The organism is Acinetobacter oleivorans DR1 (genome assembly GCF_000196795.1).
Classification (GTDB): Bacteria; Pseudomonadota; Gammaproteobacteria; order Pseudomonadales; family Moraxellaceae; genus Acinetobacter; species Acinetobacter oleivorans.
In genome coordinates this window covers 137174-152740 of record NC_014259.1, presented here as the reverse complement: position 1 = coordinate 152740, position 15567 = coordinate 137174, and the positions used below count along the sequence as shown (strand labels likewise).

The window sequence follows — 15567 nt, the reverse complement described above, 5'->3', positions numbered from 1 at the left end:
ATTGAGGTTAAATTTTCGCATGATACCAAAGGATCAGTATCCAAGTGATGTAAAAATTCTTCGAGTCGTTTCCATTAACGTAAATGGCTTACGTTCTTCAGTAACGAAAGGCTTACTTGAATGGTTAGAACAATCAGATGCCGATGTCGTATGCATGCAGGAAAGCCGCATTACCCATGAACAATGGACTGAAAAATTTAGACCCGAAGGATGGCATACCCATCTCTTTCCAGCAGAGCGTGCAGGTTACGCGGGGACTGCGATATATAGCCGCCTACCCTTCGTCTCTGTTAAAGATGGTTTAGGATTTGAGCTAGCTGACAGTCAAGGCCGCTTTATTTCTGCGGAATTCGATTTAGGTTTGTCACATCCGGTACATATTGCATCATTATACTTACCTTCAGGCTCAAGTGGTGAAGAAGCGCAAGCACGTAAAGATTTATTTTTAGGTGAATACGCAAAAATCTTGAAACAATGGCGTGATGAAAACAAGTCAGTCATCATTTGTGGTGACTACAATATTGTTCATAAACGTATTGATATCAAAAACTGGTCAGGTAACCAGAAATCATCTGGTTGTTTACCTCATGAACGTGCATGGCTTGACCATATTTACGATGAGCTTGGCTATGTCGATACTTTCCGTGTAGTTCGCGCCGAAGCAGAACTTTATTCATGGTGGTCAAATCGAGGGCAAGCTCGTGCAAAAAATGTAGGGTGGCGTATTGACTATCAAGCATGTTCACCAGACTGGAAAACACGTGTAGCCAACGCATGGGTCTTTAAAGATCAATGGTTTAGCGACCACGCGCCTGTTATCATCGACTATAAAATTCAAGAGTAAGTGAACACTTGTTCACTTGCATTGTCGTTTTCGCTTACAGCATATGTCGTTTTTGAGTATTTTTCTTAAACATCTTTAAGGGCATTATAGCTGCACGGCACAGGGAAGCAGTCAGGATGACGCAAAAGGATAGGACGCCGTAGGAAGATAAAATAAACTTATGATAAGTTTATTTGCAAGGATGTGACATTGGACGTTGAAATGAGACCCGCATGATCAGGATGATTAAATGCGGGTTTTCTCTTTTTAAGTCTCTTATTTTTTGCGCTAAGTTCTTTTAGTTTTAATTTCTTCTTATTAAGCTCATTATCGCTTTGTCTTATGACAATAACATGACATTTCTCTTTCGATTAATCATTAATTTTCATTTGTTTTAAAAGTATCGGTATAAAGTAGTGCTTAAAAGCTTTTTGGGTTAGGCTGTGTGCTCTCTCTTTTTGACATGGTCCGATAAAATGTTAAAAATTTATGGAATTAAAAACTGTAATTCAATGAAAAAAGCATTTGATGCTTTGCAAGCCAAAGCGCTTAGCTATGATTTTCACGATTATAAAAAACAAGGCATTGATGCAGATACTTTAAAGATCTGGTTAAAAGAAATTGGGCAAGATACAGTTCTCAATAAAAAAGGAACGACTTGGCGCAAGCTTTCAGAAGAAGAACAAAATCGTGCTTTAAGCAGTGAAGATAACCTTATTGAAGCACTCATTGCTCAACCAAGTTTAATTAAAAGACCTGTTTTACAAACCTCACAAGGTTTCATTGTAGGTTTTGATGAATCTACCTATCAAAACATCCAAGCATAAAAAAACGAGCCATATGGCTCGTTTTTTTTATTAAAAATTTTAGTTAGCGCGAATCCATGTTTGGTTACGACCAAGTGCAGAAACGCCAATATAACCACGTAGTTTAAGCTTTTTACCGCCATCGGTTAACTCACCTTTCAGTTTGTAAGTTTTACCAGATTTAGGGTCTAAAATCGTACCGTTTTCATAACTGTTACCACCTACATTTTTTAAATTATGTACAATGGTGACACCTTTAAGTGGTTTGTTTTTATACGGACCTTCACATTTTGTACAAGCGTTTTCTTCGCCCGGTGTCAAAATGTTTTGAATGGTTGCAGTTAAGGTTCCGTCCTTCTGTTCCGTAAATTTCACTACGGCTTTTGGCTTGTTGGTCTGATCATCAATCGTTTTCCATACCGTTCCATTGAGTGAATCAGCCGCATTGGCAAATGCAGCCATACCAATGAGTCCTAAAGCTAAAGCAATCTTTTTCATTTTTGTAATATCCTTGGGTCTTTCAAGATTTTTAGTATTCAGAAGTCGCAAAGATATTGCAATTTTTGAATGTGACTGTTTCGTGTAACCTTGTAATCTTGCAAAATAAAATTTACAAGAAAACAAGAAACTAGCATAAAAATGGATGCTCTATGAATATATCAAATGTTTGGAAATATTATTTTACAGAAACTTTTCTTAAAACAACAATTCGCAAGCCAAGTCAGCTAAATTTGCCGGCTACCGCCTTACGTCCCGTTCTAGATCAGATGTGTCGTGCTTTCCCAAGGCAAAAAAATGTTTCTGTGCGCCCAATTCGGCTAGCAGGCATTAAAGGTGAAGAAATCAAACCACAAGATTCTGCCACTCAACTGATTTTTCACATTCACGGCGGCGCTTTTTTTCTTGGCAGTGTCAAAACACACCATGCTTTCATGACGGATTTAGCTGCTCGTACTCAAATGCAGATTATTCATGTGGACTATCCACTTGCACCAGAGCATCCTTATCCTGAGGCAACTGAAGCTCTATATGACATCTATCAATCTTTAGTAGTACAAGGTGTTCAGCCTAAAGATATTATTTTGTCAGGTGATTCATGCGGAGCAAATTTAGCGCTAGCACTTTGCTTACGTTTAAAAGAACAACCCGAGCTCATGCCAAGTGGTCTGATTTTGCTATCTCCTTTTTTGGATTTAACACTCACGAGTGAGTCGCTCAGATTTAATAAAAAACATGATGCCTTACTCTCTATTGAAGCGCTGCAAACAGGAACTCAGTACTATATAGGCAATCATATTGCAGCTGATGACCCACGTGTTTCGCCTATTTTCGATGACTTACATGGCCTACCGCCCACTTTGGTTCAAGTGGGGTCTAAAGAAATCTTATTAGACGATGCCAAACGTTTTAGAGAAAAAGCTGAAGATGCTGGTGTTAAAGTTCAATTCAAACTTTATACAGGCATGTGGCATAATTTCCAGATGTTTAATGCATGGTTTGATGAAGCCAAACAAGCATTGGCAGATATTGCCGAATTTGCTCACGAACTTGATAAAACTTAATTTATCTATACATGATGTGAATAGGTCTCAAAACTTTTCACATCATTTACTTTATAAAAAGTCATCATGTATAAATTGAAAATCATGTTATGTTTAAAACATAAATTATTTAAACAATCCAATTTTAGGATGGTCCAACAAAGAGGCATCTATATTTAGGAGGCCTTACTTATTATGAAAAGTCGTTTCATCACTCATCCAATACATAGAATAAAACAGGTGATAATCGATTTCATCTACAATAATCACATCATCAACTGGACACCACTACAAAAAAGTGCACTGATGCTTACACTTGCCTGTGCAATGAATTTCAGTTGGATTTTATGGAAAGGTTATATTTTAATTACCCCTAGTGTCTGGCAATGGACACATTTACCTTTAGTTGAGTCGCAAATCTGGCTCAATTTATTAACCTTATTTTTATTGGCTCTTTTGATTATCCCCTGCTATCGCTACAAAAATGATGAATGGGCTCAACGAATTATTCCTTTAGTGAGCGTGCAATTTTTTACACTCATGCTATGCCACGATGGATATTTAATTGGCAGCATTAGCCCCGCCACTATGGTCGGTTATGTCGGCACGATTGGGGTAGGTCTGGTATTATTTGATCGAAAAATTGTTTATAGCGCTCTTGTACCTGCGACAATTATTTTAACTGTATGTACTTATTTGAGTATGAAAGGTGTTTTGCCTTATGCACCCTTATTTAATCTGATTGCGATGCAACGTGCTCAAACCAATCCATTTTGGTTAGGAAGCATGGCTTTTTTTATTATGCCCATTTTATTGGCATGTTTTATTTTATTTGAAATATTACTCACCCAATGGCGTCAGCGCGAAACTTATATTCAACGTTTAAGCCAACTTGATCCATTAACTAATGTATTAAATAGACGTAGTTTAAATACGCATTTAGAGTCGCTACATCAACAGCAATTTGATTATGCTGTGGTACTTCTTGATATCGATCATTTTAAAAAAATTAATGATATATACGGCCATCACCAAGGTGATCAGGTCTTAATTGAAATCGCTCAATGTCTTTCTGAGAACTTACGTAGCGAGGACATTATTGGTCGATTTGGTGGAGAGGAATTTATTTTATTACTCCCCCACACCGATATTATTCAAGCAGAAAAAATTGCTGAGCGTTGTCGCTGTGCTTTACAAGAATTACCTGTTTGTAGTGCTCAAAATAGTCCTATTCATATTAGTGCAAGTTTTGGAATAAGCAGTTCAGCTTTTGCACAGGACCCTTATCTTGTTATTCGACAGGCTGACCAAGCTCTCTACGCGGTGAAAGCTTCAGGCCGTAATCAGGTACGTACATTTCATCAGACTGAAGCTGTTAATAGCTTATGATTGTTTTAATTTTGCCAAACTCGCGAGTTGTTGCAAAAGTTCTTGCTGACTAAAAGCACCCGTTAAGCGTAGAGCACGAATCTCTTTTTGCTCTGGGCTTAAAAATAGATAGGTCGGTGGTCCCAAAATATTCCATTGCTTGAGTAGCGCTTCATGTGACTGATCATAATGACTCAAATCAAGCTTAATTAAATAGTAAGGTGTAAGAGCAGACTGAACCTCAGGTGCTTTTAAAATACGGTGCTCAATTGGTTGGCAAGCAACACACCAATCGGCATATACATCAACCACAATAGCCCGATCAGTAGGTGCTGCTGCTAAAATCTTTTGGAAGTCTGCCGCGCTAGTCGCAACATGCCACTCAGCCATGTGGTCAGAACTTTGCAAAGTTCGATTTTGAATATGCTGATATTGGTTATAGGCTACAAAAGGGGTAACGATTAATAATAAGATCGCGTAGAGCCATTGTAGCTGTCCTTTTTTCCAGAAAAACTGATAAACAGCATATGCTATAAAAGCGAGGCCTAGTACTAAACTAAGTACTTGCATGCTCCAATCTGGCAATAACGGACGAATAAAGTAGAGGCTTAAACCCAACATCAGAAAAGCAAAAATCACTTTAATCTGATGCATCCAGTCGCCCGCTTTAGGTAAGAATTTTGCCCCTAAAATACTTGCCAGTAACAACGGAATTCCCATTCCAAAACCTAGGCAAAATAAAAGCAAAGCACCTTGCCATTGGTTTTGTGTTTGAGAAATAAATAATAAAGTTCCAGCGAGAGGTGCTGTCATACAAGGACCGACCAAGAGTGCAGAAACCACACCCATGACTCCAGCACCCACTAAAGTGCCACCTTGTTGCATCGACTGAATACGGTCAAGTCTGTTTAACCATGTTTGTGGCAAACGAATCTCAAACAAGCCAAATAGGTTCAGAGCAAATACAATAAACAACAAACTAAAAGCAATCAAAGTTGCAGGCTGTTGTAACCAGCGCTGAAAATTTAAACCTGCCGAAGAAGCAATTAAACCCAAGCCTGCATAGACTAATGCCATGCTGCAAACAAAAGTAAGTGCAATGGTCCAAGCCTTTAGACCTTTATGTTCTCGAATAATCAGCGAAGTTAAAATAGGCAACATCGGTAAAGAACATGGCGTAAATGCGAGCAACATGCCTAAACCGAGAAATAATAAAACTCCATACCAAAGCGAGTGCTCAATTAACTTAGCTGACCAGATCTGATCTTGTGCAATTTGTGGCGTAGATGGATCTACTACAGGCTCTGTACTCTGCTCTTTTTCTAAAAATTTTGAATCTGAAGAAGTGTCGGATTGAGTATTTGCCAAATCTAGCAATCGTTTTGGTGCTGTTCCTGCTTGGTTTTGCACACCAACCAAGCCATCTGCATCAGTTTGAAACTCAATGGTTTGTGGCGGATAACAAATACGATCTTTGGCACAGCCCTGCCAAGTGACACTATAGTGCTCTGAAGGCTTGGTTTTAATTTTGAAATTAACTTGATGGTAGTAAACCTGACTTTGCCCATAATTTTCATCATATTGGGCAATCGCTTTAGGTAAATTTAAAGCTAAAGGTTGAGTACCTTGTTGTACGGTAAATTTATGCTGATATAGATAGTAATTTGGCTGAATCTGCCAAGATAAACTCGCAGTATGCGGCTCAGAAGATTCAACCGAAAATGAAAAAGCTTGTTCGGGCGAGAGCAGCTTATCTTGTGCGGAAACCAACTGGCTAAACACACAAACAGCGACTGCTAGAAAATAAAGAATTCCCTGATGAATAAGCTTTTTCATTAACATAAATTTAAATTGCTTCGATTAGAACAAGAACGCCACGCCTAAGCCACCATTGTAGCTCTTGTCTTGACCCTCTAAATCGACCCCGATACTTGCGTCAAGCTGAGTACGATTATTTACAGCGTAAACTAAACCTGTACCTAAACCGTATTCATAGTCTTGGCTTTCAGCTTTACGGTAAATGAATTCAGAATATCCAGAAAGTTTACCAGCTATCTTATAGTTGATTGCTGGAATTGCAGTCACAGCCCAATTACTGTTTTGCACTTCGTAACGCATGGTAATTGAGGTATCAATCAAGTCATCATACTTATAAGCCACTGCTGAGCTTAGGCTATAAATATCATCATGCGCAGTAAATTCATCATTACCAGTTGCAATGACAGCCTGAGCTAACACAGCCATTGATAAGTTTTCATCATCTAGATCAATTGCTTTTTTCAAACCGATGCTTACATCACCAAAGCCTGAATTGTCAGTTTTTTTGCCAGCACGTTTGGTTTGAGTCCATGCTGGACCTTGCCAACCTAATTGTAATTCTAAGCCATCAGCCAAACCTGTACGGAATAGCATATCTTCACTTACAGTTACGGTCTTTTCTTTAACGCCGTCGACAGTCGACTCTGTATAAGTCGCGCTAGGTAAACCTTGTTCCCAAGCTAACTTACCCACTGGTGTAATACCTGTTCCGAAGCCTGCTCCAGGACGGTCAAAGGAAAACTCTGCTGCGAAAGTACTTCCAGCAGCAACAGTTGTAAGGGCAAAAGTTAAAATTTGTACTATTTTCATTTTAATGTCCAATCAAGTAGTTAATTCTTTTGTCATTTTAGCCCCATGACGGCGCAATAACTCTAATGTTTCACGCTCTTCTTCAAGTGATTCTGACCAATCTATTTCATCAAAATCGCAATCAAAGAACAACTGACTGATTGAAGATAAAACGGTGAGTCCTTCTTCATCACGTGAGTTTGGATCAACTTTTTCATCGAGTAAACGTTGAACAGCAGGAGCACATGCCGAGCTTGCTGCATCCCATAACGGGCCATAAAACTCTTCTGCATCCCAAAGGTGTACATTGGCTTTAGCTTGAATTAGGGCTTCAAGAATATCGAGATAAACTTGTAACGATTGTTGCTTCTCTTCTTTTGATAATGGTGTACCAGCTTCATAAGCTTCCGATACATTTTCCCACCATTTAAAAATTCCGTCACAGATAATTGATACAGGTGGCCCTTGCTCTGGATCAATAAAGTTCGGATCAAGTCCGTCAGCAAGTAATTTCTGCACTTGCGCGAGTTCTAATTCTTCTATGGCTTTAATTAAAGCTTGCTGCTGGGTGGTTAACATGACCATCTCTCAAAAATATATTAGGGCTATTATGCCTAATCTCTTCTCCAGATTTTAGAGGTTGATTGCATCGCATTGCAAACCTAATGTTGTGAATAGTTTTATTTTCATCAAATATAAAAAAAGCCCCGAAGGGCTTTTTAGCATTTTCAATTAAACTTCATCATCAATGAATTCTGGTTGCCCACCTCTCGGGTGTTCTTTTTTCTCAAAAGTATGTTCGAGGCTACGTTTTAATTTTTCAATCGCGCCATGAATTGAAGCGTCAATATTTCCTGCTTTATGGTGCACTGCAACCGGTTTTAAACCTGAAGGACGCGCTTCAATCATACAGTGGATATCTTTGTCACCACCTTTGTCCCCATTTTCATCACTAAAATGAACCGAAAAATGCGTAATACGTTCGCTATGACGTTGGAATTCTTGAGTAAGTTCTGCACGTACATAAGTAATTAAACGTTCGCTGTTATGGATGTTTTTATCTGTGCGGATTTCAATATTCATAAATACCATCCTCTCTTTCTTACTGTGGATCTTTTCTATGCAAAACTTTTTTATGTTGGCATGTTTTAAGCATGCATGAACTGACTTCAATTGTACATTTTGATGGTGTAATGGTTTGTTATCTCCTGACTTAAACGTACTGGTTTTAATTTATTTTGAAGATCTTCATATCTTCAATATCAGTCCATCTATAAAAATATGCAAGCTGATTTTTTAAATATTTATGAAAAATTGAACAAAAGGAGAGCAATCGTGTCCAAATCTTATCTATCTGGAGCCGAGCTCATTGAGCAAATTCAAAAGTCTCCTTATTCACGTGATTTGATCGGTTATCACGGACAGCCTCCACAAGTTAAATGGCCTAACAATGCCAAGATTGCAGTGCAATTTGTTCTTAATTATGAAGAAGGTGGCGAAAAACATATTGAGCACGGCGATGATGGCTCAGAACAGTTTTTATCGGAGATTATTGGCGCTGCAAGTTACCCAGCCAAACATATGTCGATGGACTCGATGTACGAATATGGTTCACGTGCTGGTTTTTGGCGCATTCATAATGAGTTCCAAAAGCGCAAACTTCCAATGACCATTTTTGGAGTTGCAATGGCACTTGTCCGCAATCCTTATATTGTGGAAGCGATTAAGCAAGCTGATTATGATGTGGTTTCTCATGGTTACCGTTGGCTTCACTATCAAGATGCTGATATTGAGTTAGAAAAACAGCATATAGAACAAGCTTTATCTGTCTTAGAAAACTTGTTTGGAAATAAAGTGATCGGTTGGTACACTGGACGTGATAGCCCTAATACACGTCAATTACTTGCAGAATTCCCACAAATTCAATACGACTCTGATTATTATGGCGATGATCTGCCTTTTTGGACGACTCTCACCAATGCTGCGGGTGCATCACGTCCTCATCTGATTATTCCGTATACTCTGGAATGTAACGATATGAAATTCTGCTCACCGGGTGGATTTAATAGTTCAGAACAATTTTTTCAATATTTAAAAGATAGTTTTGATGTGCTGTATGCAGAGGGAGAAAATGCACCAAAAATGATGTCGATTGGAATGCATTGCCGTATTTTAGGGCGCCCAGGCCGTTTTAAAGCACTACAAAAGTTTCTCGACTATATTCAAATGCACGATCGAGTCTGGATATGTAGTCGTCAAGACATTGCTGAACATTGGTATAAAAATCACATAACTAAATAATTGATTTTTTAATTTTCCAAATTCATAAGCGAATCATGAACCCCTCTTGGCACTGTTATTGCTAAAACTCTGTATCACGACAACGAGTTTAGGAATAACAGTGTTTTTAGCCGAGTTTAATCAAGCCCCACCCGAACAACTCAAGACTTTGTTAAAAAACTGTGTCCACATTCCAGCATGGGCCGAGAAAATCACTTCAGGACGTCCCTATTCATCAAAAGCATCTCTTTTAGAGCATGCAGAAAATTTAAGTCAAATGTGGTCATGGCAAGACATTGAAACTGCTTTAGCAACCCATCCAAAAATTGGTGAACGACAAGCAAAAAAACAACTCAATGCAAAAGAGCAACATTTTTCAAATCAGGAACAAGCTGGCATTTCTTTAGATGAACAAACGCAACAAGCGCTGCTACAAGGCAACCTCGATTATGAACAAAAGTTTGGCTTTATTTTTTTAATTAAAGCAGCGGGCCTCAGTAGCGATGAGATTTTAAAAAAGCTACAAGAACGTTTACAACATGACTTAGCTATCGAAAAAGTAATTGTACATCAGCAACTCTCAGCGATTGCTCTATTACGTCTATCTCAGGAAATACAAGCATGATCAGCACTCATATTTTAGATACGAATTTAGGCAAACCAGCTGCACAAGTAGAAGTGAAGTTGTTTCATGCAGAAACCCATGAGTTGATTGCAACCGCAACCACTAATCCAGACGGTCGAGTGGGTGATTTTGAAATAACAGACTTTGCAGCAGGTGCTTATCAACTTGAATTTGAGATTGCGCCTTATTTTTCATCGCAGCAAATTAAAACTTTTTTCCCACGTGTTTGTATTCAATTTTTTGTAGAAGACATCAATCAGCATTATCACATTCCATTACTGATCAGCCCGTTTGCTTACTCCACTTATCGCGGTAGTTAATTCAAATATAAATAGGAGAAAAATATGAATCATCAGCAAAAAAATGCGATTTCTCCAGAGCATGAATATTTAGGAATTTCCAAAAGTTTTGCTTACGGGTTACAGCATGTGCTGACCATGTATGGTGGCATTGTAGCCCCGCCACTCATTATTGGAACAGCAGCTGGCTTAAGCTCAGCACAAGTCGGAATGCTCATTGCAGCTGCCCTGTTTGTAGGTGGATTGGCAACACTAATTCAGACCATTGGAACCAAATATCTAGGTGCAAAATTACCTTTAGTTCAGGGTGTGTCTTTTGCTGGCGTGGCTACCATGGTTGCCATTATCACTACAGGTGGCGGCTTACCTGCTGTGTATGGTGCGGTGATTGTCGCATCTCTGATTGGACTATGCCTTGCACCTTACTTTTCAAAAATTATTCGTTTTTTCCCACCCGTTGTGACTGGATGCGTCATCACGATTATTGGGCTATCTCTGTTACCCGTTGCGATTCGCTGGATAATGGGTGGCAACAACAAAGCACCTGACTGGGGTAGCGTAGAAAATATCTCTTTAGCCTTACTGACTTTAGGCATTGTGATTGTTCTAAATATGCTGCCGCAAGCAAGCATCCGACGTTTATCGATTTTGTTGGCTATTGTTGCTGGTACCACCCTCGCCTACTTTATGGGTTTTGGTGATTTTAGTCAGGTGAGCTCAGGCACATGGCTGCAATTTCCACACCTATTTGCATTTGGTTTGCCGACTTTCGAGCTTAGTGCAATCTTGTCGATGTTGATCGTTACCTTAGTGATTATGACGGAAACCACAGCCGATATTATTGCTGTCGGAGACATTGTAGGAACTGAAGTCGATTCGAAACGGATCGCCAATGGTGTACGTGCTGATATGTTCTCGAGTGCTTTTGCGCCTATTTTTGGTTCGTTCATGCAAAGCGCTTTTGCCCAAAATGTTGGGTTAGTTGCCATTACAGGCATCAAAAGCCGATTTGTAGTCGCAGCAGGTGGTGTCATTCTCATTATTTTGGGCCTACTCCCCATTATGGGTCGTTTGATTGCCGCGATTCCAATGCCCGTACTTGGTGGTGCAGGTTTGGTCTTGTTTGGGTCGGTTGCAGCGAGTGGAATTCGCACTTTGGCAAAAATAGATTATAACGATCAGAAAAATTTGATTATTGTCGCGACTGCTTTATCAGCAGGGATGATCCCAATTATTAACCATGAGTTTTATGCTCATTTTCCAGTTTGGGTACAAACTTTGTTCCATTCGGGCATTAGTTCAACATGTATCTTTGCTATCTTGTTGAATTTATTATTTAATCATTTACCCTCATTTCGCGGCTCGCGTACCCCACATTTAAGCCAAACAATAAACACAAGAAATACTCATTAAAGATTTAGTTTTTAGCGCCCCACTTCGGTGGGCTTTTTTTTAACCGTTGATCAAATTTGGCTTCATTTTTGCTTAAGACCCTGTATCCTTAGCGTGCTTTATTTGGGGGGAGATCATTTAAATGCAATTAAAGCAACTTGCGGCGACTTGTGCCTTGTTATCTGCAACTGCCATGATTCAGGCAAAACCAATCTGGCAAGATTTTAGTGTGACTGGACTTTATGGTGAAAACTATGAAGTTGTAGATGACAAAGAAACTACGATTACTTTGGAATATGCTGCGAAAGTTAAATACGCTGATGTATTTTTCTTCATGGACCGCATGCGCGGTGAAGATGACTACAAAAGTACTTACTTTGAATTATCACCACGTTTAAGCTTAGGTGAAGTGTCTGGTAAAAAACTGGCGTATGGTCCAATTAAAGATGTGTTAATTAGTACCACGTGGGAAAGTAACACTCAAAGCGGTAATAACTTCGACAACTTCCTTTATGGTTTTGCAGTTGACTTAGATATCCCATATTTCCAATATGCGAATTTAAACTTCTACCGCGCGAATAATGAGAAAACTGACGACGATTATCAAATGACATTCGTTTACGGCGTTCCATTAAAATTAGGATCTGAAGATTTCTTGGTAGATGGTTTCCTTGACTGGTCAACTGCTGAAGGCGACCATGCCAGCGAGTTAAACTGGACAACACAATGGAAATGGAATGTAGGTAAACACATTTCTCCTGACACACGCCTATACCTCGGTATTGAGCACTCTGTGTGGAATAACAAATTCGGTATTAAAGGTGCAGACGAAAATAACGTCAGCGCATTGGTTAAATACCACTTCTAAGATTATGATTTAGAAGATAAAACAGCAAGGGTAATTCCTTGCTGTTTTTGTTTTAATCGAGTGGATTACCCACAATATTGCTAATAATCCCCTGCATAATATGTCCACCTTGTTCACGGCGTAATTCTGCATACCATGCTTGTGTAACGCTTTCATCTTTCATATGGGTCACATCACAGCGTTTACGCGCACGAAGTACCAACTCATTTGCACGTTCATTACGCTTGTTTTGATAGCGACGTAAAGCATCTTCGACACCTAAAGTGTTAATTTGCAGAGAACGCGCTAAATAAATCGCATCTTCCATTGCTTGGCAACCGCCTTGACCAATATCAGGTGTCGTGCTGTGTGCAGCATCACCTAAAATCACTACACGACCTTTATAAAACTGAGTAAACGGTTCAATGTCATGGATTTCTACCCGATTGGTCTTTTGCGGGTCTAAACGTTCAATGAGTTGCTGTACTGGCAAACACCAATCAGCAAAATATTGTTTTAAAAGTTTTTTATAGTCATCTCGATTATTGTCTAGACCTGCTGGCAAAGGCACATCTAAAAAGAAATAGAACTTGCCATCTGCAACTGGCATTAAAGAAGCTCGCTTGCCTTCCCCCACATAAGTCGTCCATTGCTGAGCTGGAGCTAAATCTTCAGATATTTCAACCAAGCCATTCCAGTTCACATAACCCGCATAACGGCGCTGTACCTGTTGGCCCAATACATAGGTCCGTGTAAGTGAGTGAGTACCGTCAGCCCCAATTAATAGATCAGCCTGCGTTGAGCTGCCATCTGCAAAATGGACCTCAACATAATCAGCTTTGTCTTCAAGGCTGACCATTTTCTTGCCTAAATGAATCTGATCTCTGCCAAATTCATCCATCAGCATATTTTGTAAATCGGCACGTGCAACTGGATAAGGTCTTTGGCCTACTTCTTCAATTAATGGCAGTAAACTGAATTGTGTCATCACATCTCCAGTTAGACCATCCACATAGGCCAAATCATCCATTTGTCCACCAAGTTTGGCGATTTTGTCAGTTAATCCCAGATAGTTTAGACATTTGACACCATTCGACCACAGCGAAATTGCAGCACCGACTGGAAGAATCTTTTCAGTTTGCTCAAAAATACGAACTTGGTGACCAAATTTTTTTAATGCAATGCCTGTGGTTAGACCTCCCATTCCCGCACCAATAATCACCACATTCATAACACGCTCCTATAGATATTCACCTATAGAGTGCTTATGCTAAAAACATGCCATCCTTCAAAATTTATTTAGCTTTTCCACAAAACTGGCATGCACCATGCTTATATATTTATGTGTAAAACTCGTCTCAGCACGCTCCGTGTTGGCGCAGTTTTAAATGAAAAATCATGTTTTTAACAAGAAATACGGATAATCCACTATGGCAACATTGCACGCTCCAGCATTTGAACTTCCTGAAATTTTGAATACGAAAACCAATTTGGCCGATGCCCGAATTGGTGCACAAGTCATTGAGTGTTCAGATGATTTCTTTGCAGAAGCAAAGCGTATGCTGCAATTTGAAGCACCTATTTTTGTTGAAGATAAATTTGATGACAACGGCAAATGGATGGACGGTTGGGAAACGCGCCGTAAACGTCATGCGGGCTATGACTGGTGCATCGTAAAACTAGGTGTAAGTGGAAAAATCAGTGCACTTGATATTGATACCAGCTTTTTTACAGGAAATTATCCTGCATCTGCATCATTAGAAGCTTGTTATGCACCAAATGGTGACCTTACAGGGGCAAAATGGGAGAGCCTTTTAGGAAATACGGAACTCGGCCCAAGCCAGCATCATATTTTCATGGTCAATAATGATGCACTTTTCACTCATATACGCCTCAATATTTTCCCAGATGGTGGTATTGCTCGTTTACGTGTCTATGGAGATGTTCATATTCAGGTGACTGATAGCGAACAAACTCTTGATTTATTAGCCCTAGAAAATGGTGGCCGCGTAGTTGCCTTTAGCGATGCGCACTTTGGACATCCGCGTAATTTGATTAACCCTGGTCGTGGCGTCAATATGGGCGATGGATGGGAAACTAAACGCCGCCGAGCTCCGGGTTATGACTGGTGTATTCTTGCGTTGGGTAAAAGCGGAAAAATTGAGAAACTTGAAATTGATACGGCTCACTTTAAAGGGAATTTCCCTGCTCAAGTATCCATTCAAGCGGTTTACCTTGAAAATGCAACCGATGCACAGCTGATTCCACAAAGTATGTTCTGGTCTTATTTACTTGAAGCTCAACCGATGCAAATGGACCATATTCATGAATATGTGAATGAGATTTTACAGCATGAAAAAATCTCTCATATTCGTATTAACATGATTCCAGACGGTGGTATTAGTCGTGTTCGTTTATGGGGAAAAATTGCCAAGCCATGATCATGAAGAATGTTCAAATTCAGCCCTTAACAATTGAAAACTTTCAGCCCTTCGGAGAGGTCATCTGTTGCGACGGGCATGACTTTTTTCATATTAACGATGCCCACACCGAACGCTACCATGCGCTCGTTGAAACTGAAATTGAAGGGGAAGCAAAGGCAGGAATTAGTATTTTCCGTAATATTAAGGCCAGTGTGCTACCTCTGGAAATTTCAATGCTAGAGCGCCATCCCAAGGGGTCTCAGGCATTTATTCCATTACAGCAACAAAAGTTTTTAATTATTGTCGCGCCCGCTTTAGACGAGAATACTCCCGACATTTCAAAGCTATGTGCATTTGTTTCAAATGGGAAGCAAAGTATCAATTATCGGGCAGGCACATGGCATCATCCTTTGCTTACCTTTGAGGCACCAAGTGATTTTGCAGTGGTAGATCGAATTGGAGGTGGAGCGAATTGTGATATTTTTCAATTTCCACAGACTATAAAAATTACGACCTAAATTAGAATATACAGATCTGTCTATTTTAATTTTATGGC

The 15567-nt window shown here is 39.6% G+C and carries 17 protein-coding genes; 11 read left to right on the top strand and 6 right to left on the bottom strand.

Annotation, left to right across the window (positions count from 1 at the left end; genetic code table 11):
* The first annotated feature begins 19 nt into the window (after nt 1–19).
* A complete protein-coding gene (locus AOLE_RS00700) occupies nt 20–844 on the top strand; it encodes an exodeoxyribonuclease III (RefSeq protein ID WP_005300601.1) in 825 nt (274 codons plus the stop codon).
* A gap of 455 nt (nt 845–1299) precedes the next feature.
* Complete coding sequence (locus AOLE_RS00695; protein WP_013196590.1) at nt 1300–1650, top strand: arsenate reductase; 351 nt, start codon at nt 1300–1302, stop codon at nt 1648–1650.
* A gap of 39 nt (nt 1651–1689) precedes the next feature.
* On the opposite strand, the gene AOLE_RS00690 is transcribed toward AOLE_RS00695, so the two are convergent.
* Nucleotides 1690–2127, bottom strand: a complete 438-nt coding sequence (locus tag AOLE_RS00690) for a DUF2147 domain-containing protein (RefSeq protein WP_002121971.1) — start codon at nt 2125–2127, stop codon at nt 1690–1692.
* Between the two features lie 152 nt (nt 2128–2279).
* Here AOLE_RS00690 and AOLE_RS00685 point away from each other — a divergent pair, with 152 nt between their 5' ends.
* Nucleotides 2280–3191: an alpha/beta hydrolase gene (locus tag AOLE_RS00685; RefSeq protein WP_013196589.1), complete on the top strand. Its 912-nt coding sequence runs from the start codon at nt 2280–2282 to the stop codon at nt 3189–3191.
* Nucleotides 3192–3365: 174 nt separating this feature from the next.
* Nucleotides 3366–4559 (top strand): GGDEF domain-containing protein, encoded by a 1194-nt coding sequence (locus AOLE_RS00680; RefSeq protein ID WP_023274358.1) that lies wholly within the window; start codon nt 3366–3368, stop codon nt 4557–4559.
* On the opposite strand, the gene dsbD is transcribed toward AOLE_RS00680, so the two are convergent.
* The 4 genes from dsbD to AOLE_RS00660 form a co-directional block, all read right to left on the bottom strand.
* The gene (gene dsbD / locus AOLE_RS00675; RefSeq protein WP_013196587.1) at nt 4554–6380 is read right to left on the bottom strand and encodes a protein-disulfide reductase DsbD; all 1827 of its coding nucleotides are present in this window, start codon (nt 6378–6380) and stop codon (nt 4554–4556) included. The two genes, AOLE_RS00680 and dsbD, sit on opposite strands and share 6 nt — an antisense overlap.
* An 18-nt stretch (nt 6381–6398) precedes the next feature.
* The gene (locus tag AOLE_RS00670; RefSeq protein WP_023274357.1) at nt 6399–7166 is read right to left on the bottom strand and encodes a transporter; all 768 of its coding nucleotides are present in this window, start codon (nt 7164–7166) and stop codon (nt 6399–6401) included.
* Between the two features lie 12 nt (nt 7167–7178).
* Nucleotides 7179–7724 carry an ankyrin repeat domain-containing protein gene (locus AOLE_RS00665; RefSeq protein WP_013196585.1) on the bottom strand — a complete coding sequence of 182 codons (546 nt, stop codon included), beginning with the start codon at nt 7722–7724 and terminating at the stop codon, nt 7179–7181.
* A 153-nt stretch (nt 7725–7877) separates the two neighbouring features.
* Nucleotides 7878–8228: an HPF/RaiA family ribosome-associated protein gene (locus AOLE_RS00660; protein WP_001019316.1), complete on the bottom strand. Its 351-nt coding sequence runs from the start codon at nt 8226–8228 to the stop codon at nt 7878–7880.
* A gap of 252 nt (nt 8229–8480) precedes the next feature.
* Here AOLE_RS00660 and puuE point away from each other — a divergent pair, with 252 nt between their 5' ends.
* From puuE to AOLE_RS00635, 5 genes are all read left to right on the top strand, one after another.
* Nucleotides 8481–9446, top strand: a complete 966-nt coding sequence (puuE, locus tag AOLE_RS00655; protein ID WP_013196584.1) for an allantoinase PuuE — start codon at nt 8481–8483, stop codon at nt 9444–9446.
* A 100-nt stretch (nt 9447–9546) separates the two neighbouring features.
* Nucleotides 9547–10050 (top strand): 2-oxo-4-hydroxy-4-carboxy-5-ureidoimidazoline decarboxylase, encoded by a 504-nt coding sequence (uraD, locus tag AOLE_RS00650; protein ID WP_005300582.1) that lies wholly within the window; start codon nt 9547–9549, stop codon nt 10048–10050.
* On the top strand, nt 10047–10370 hold the full coding sequence (gene uraH, locus AOLE_RS00645) for a hydroxyisourate hydrolase (protein ID WP_005300580.1): 324 nt from the start codon (nt 10047–10049) through the stop codon (nt 10368–10370). The genes uraD and uraH overlap by 4 nt, the downstream gene beginning before the upstream one ends.
* 24 nt (nt 10371–10394) lie before the next feature.
* Entirely contained in the window at nt 10395–11762 is a 1368-nt protein-coding gene (locus tag AOLE_RS00640; RefSeq protein WP_013196583.1) for a nucleobase:cation symporter-2 family protein, read from the top strand.
* Nucleotides 11763–11883: 121 nt separating this feature from the next.
* The gene (locus tag AOLE_RS00635) at nt 11884–12609 is read left to right on the top strand and encodes an outer membrane protein OmpK (RefSeq protein ID WP_013196582.1); all 726 of its coding nucleotides are present in this window, start codon (nt 11884–11886) and stop codon (nt 12607–12609) included.
* Between the two features lie 52 nt (nt 12610–12661).
* Here AOLE_RS00635 and hpxO read toward each other — a convergent pair whose 3' ends face one another.
* Entirely contained in the window at nt 12662–13819 is a 1158-nt protein-coding gene (gene hpxO, locus AOLE_RS00630) for an FAD-dependent urate hydroxylase HpxO (protein WP_013196581.1), read from the bottom strand.
* A gap of 199 nt (nt 13820–14018) precedes the next feature.
* On the opposite strand from hpxO, the gene alc reads away from it, so the two are divergent.
* Nucleotides 14019–15029, top strand: a complete 1011-nt coding sequence (gene alc, locus AOLE_RS00625) for an allantoicase (protein ID WP_013196580.1) — start codon at nt 14019–14021, stop codon at nt 15027–15029.
* Entirely contained in the window at nt 15026–15529 is a 504-nt protein-coding gene (locus AOLE_RS00620) for an ureidoglycolate lyase (protein ID WP_013196579.1), read from the top strand. The genes alc and AOLE_RS00620 overlap by 4 nt, the downstream gene beginning before the upstream one ends.
* Nucleotides 15530–15567 lie beyond the last annotated feature (38 nt).

Coding starts and splice junctions, on each gene's coding strand:
- AOLE_RS00695 (WP_013196590.1), top strand. CDS start 1,300: ATGTTAAAAATTTATGGAATTAAAAACTGTAATTCAATGAAAAAAGCA.
- uraH (WP_005300580.1), top strand. CDS start 10,047: ATGATCAGCACTCATATTTTAGATACGAATTTAGGCAAACCAGCTGCA.
- AOLE_RS00685 (WP_013196589.1), top strand. CDS start 2,280: ATGAATATATCAAATGTTTGGAAATATTATTTTACAGAAACTTTTCTT.
- AOLE_RS00680 (WP_023274358.1), top strand. CDS start 3,366: ATGAAAAGTCGTTTCATCACTCATCCAATACATAGAATAAAACAGGTG.
- AOLE_RS00690 (WP_002121971.1), bottom strand. CDS start 2,127: ATGAAAAAGATTGCTTTAGCTTTAGGACTCATTGGTATGGCTGCATTT.
- alc (WP_013196580.1), top strand. CDS start 14,019: ATGGCAACATTGCACGCTCCAGCATTTGAACTTCCTGAAATTTTGAAT.
- dsbD (WP_013196587.1), bottom strand. CDS start 6,380: ATGTTAATGAAAAAGCTTATTCATCAGGGAATTCTTTATTTTCTAGCA.
- AOLE_RS00635 (WP_013196582.1), top strand. CDS start 11,884: ATGCAATTAAAGCAACTTGCGGCGACTTGTGCCTTGTTATCTGCAACT.
- AOLE_RS00620 (WP_013196579.1), top strand. CDS start 15,026: ATGATCATGAAGAATGTTCAAATTCAGCCCTTAACAATTGAAAACTTT.
- AOLE_RS00670 (WP_023274357.1), bottom strand. CDS start 7,166: ATGAAAATAGTACAAATTTTAACTTTTGCCCTTACAACTGTTGCTGCT.
- hpxO (WP_013196581.1), bottom strand. CDS start 13,819: ATGAATGTGGTGATTATTGGTGCGGGAATGGGAGGTCTAACCACAGGC.
- AOLE_RS00660 (WP_001019316.1), bottom strand. CDS start 8,228: ATGAATATTGAAATCCGCACAGATAAAAACATCCATAACAGCGAACGT.
- AOLE_RS00665 (WP_013196585.1), bottom strand. CDS start 7,724: ATGTTAACCACCCAGCAGCAAGCTTTAATTAAAGCCATAGAAGAATTA.
- AOLE_RS00640 (WP_013196583.1), top strand. CDS start 10,395: ATGAATCATCAGCAAAAAAATGCGATTTCTCCAGAGCATGAATATTTA.
- AOLE_RS00700 (WP_005300601.1), top strand. CDS start 20: ATGATACCAAAGGATCAGTATCCAAGTGATGTAAAAATTCTTCGAGTC.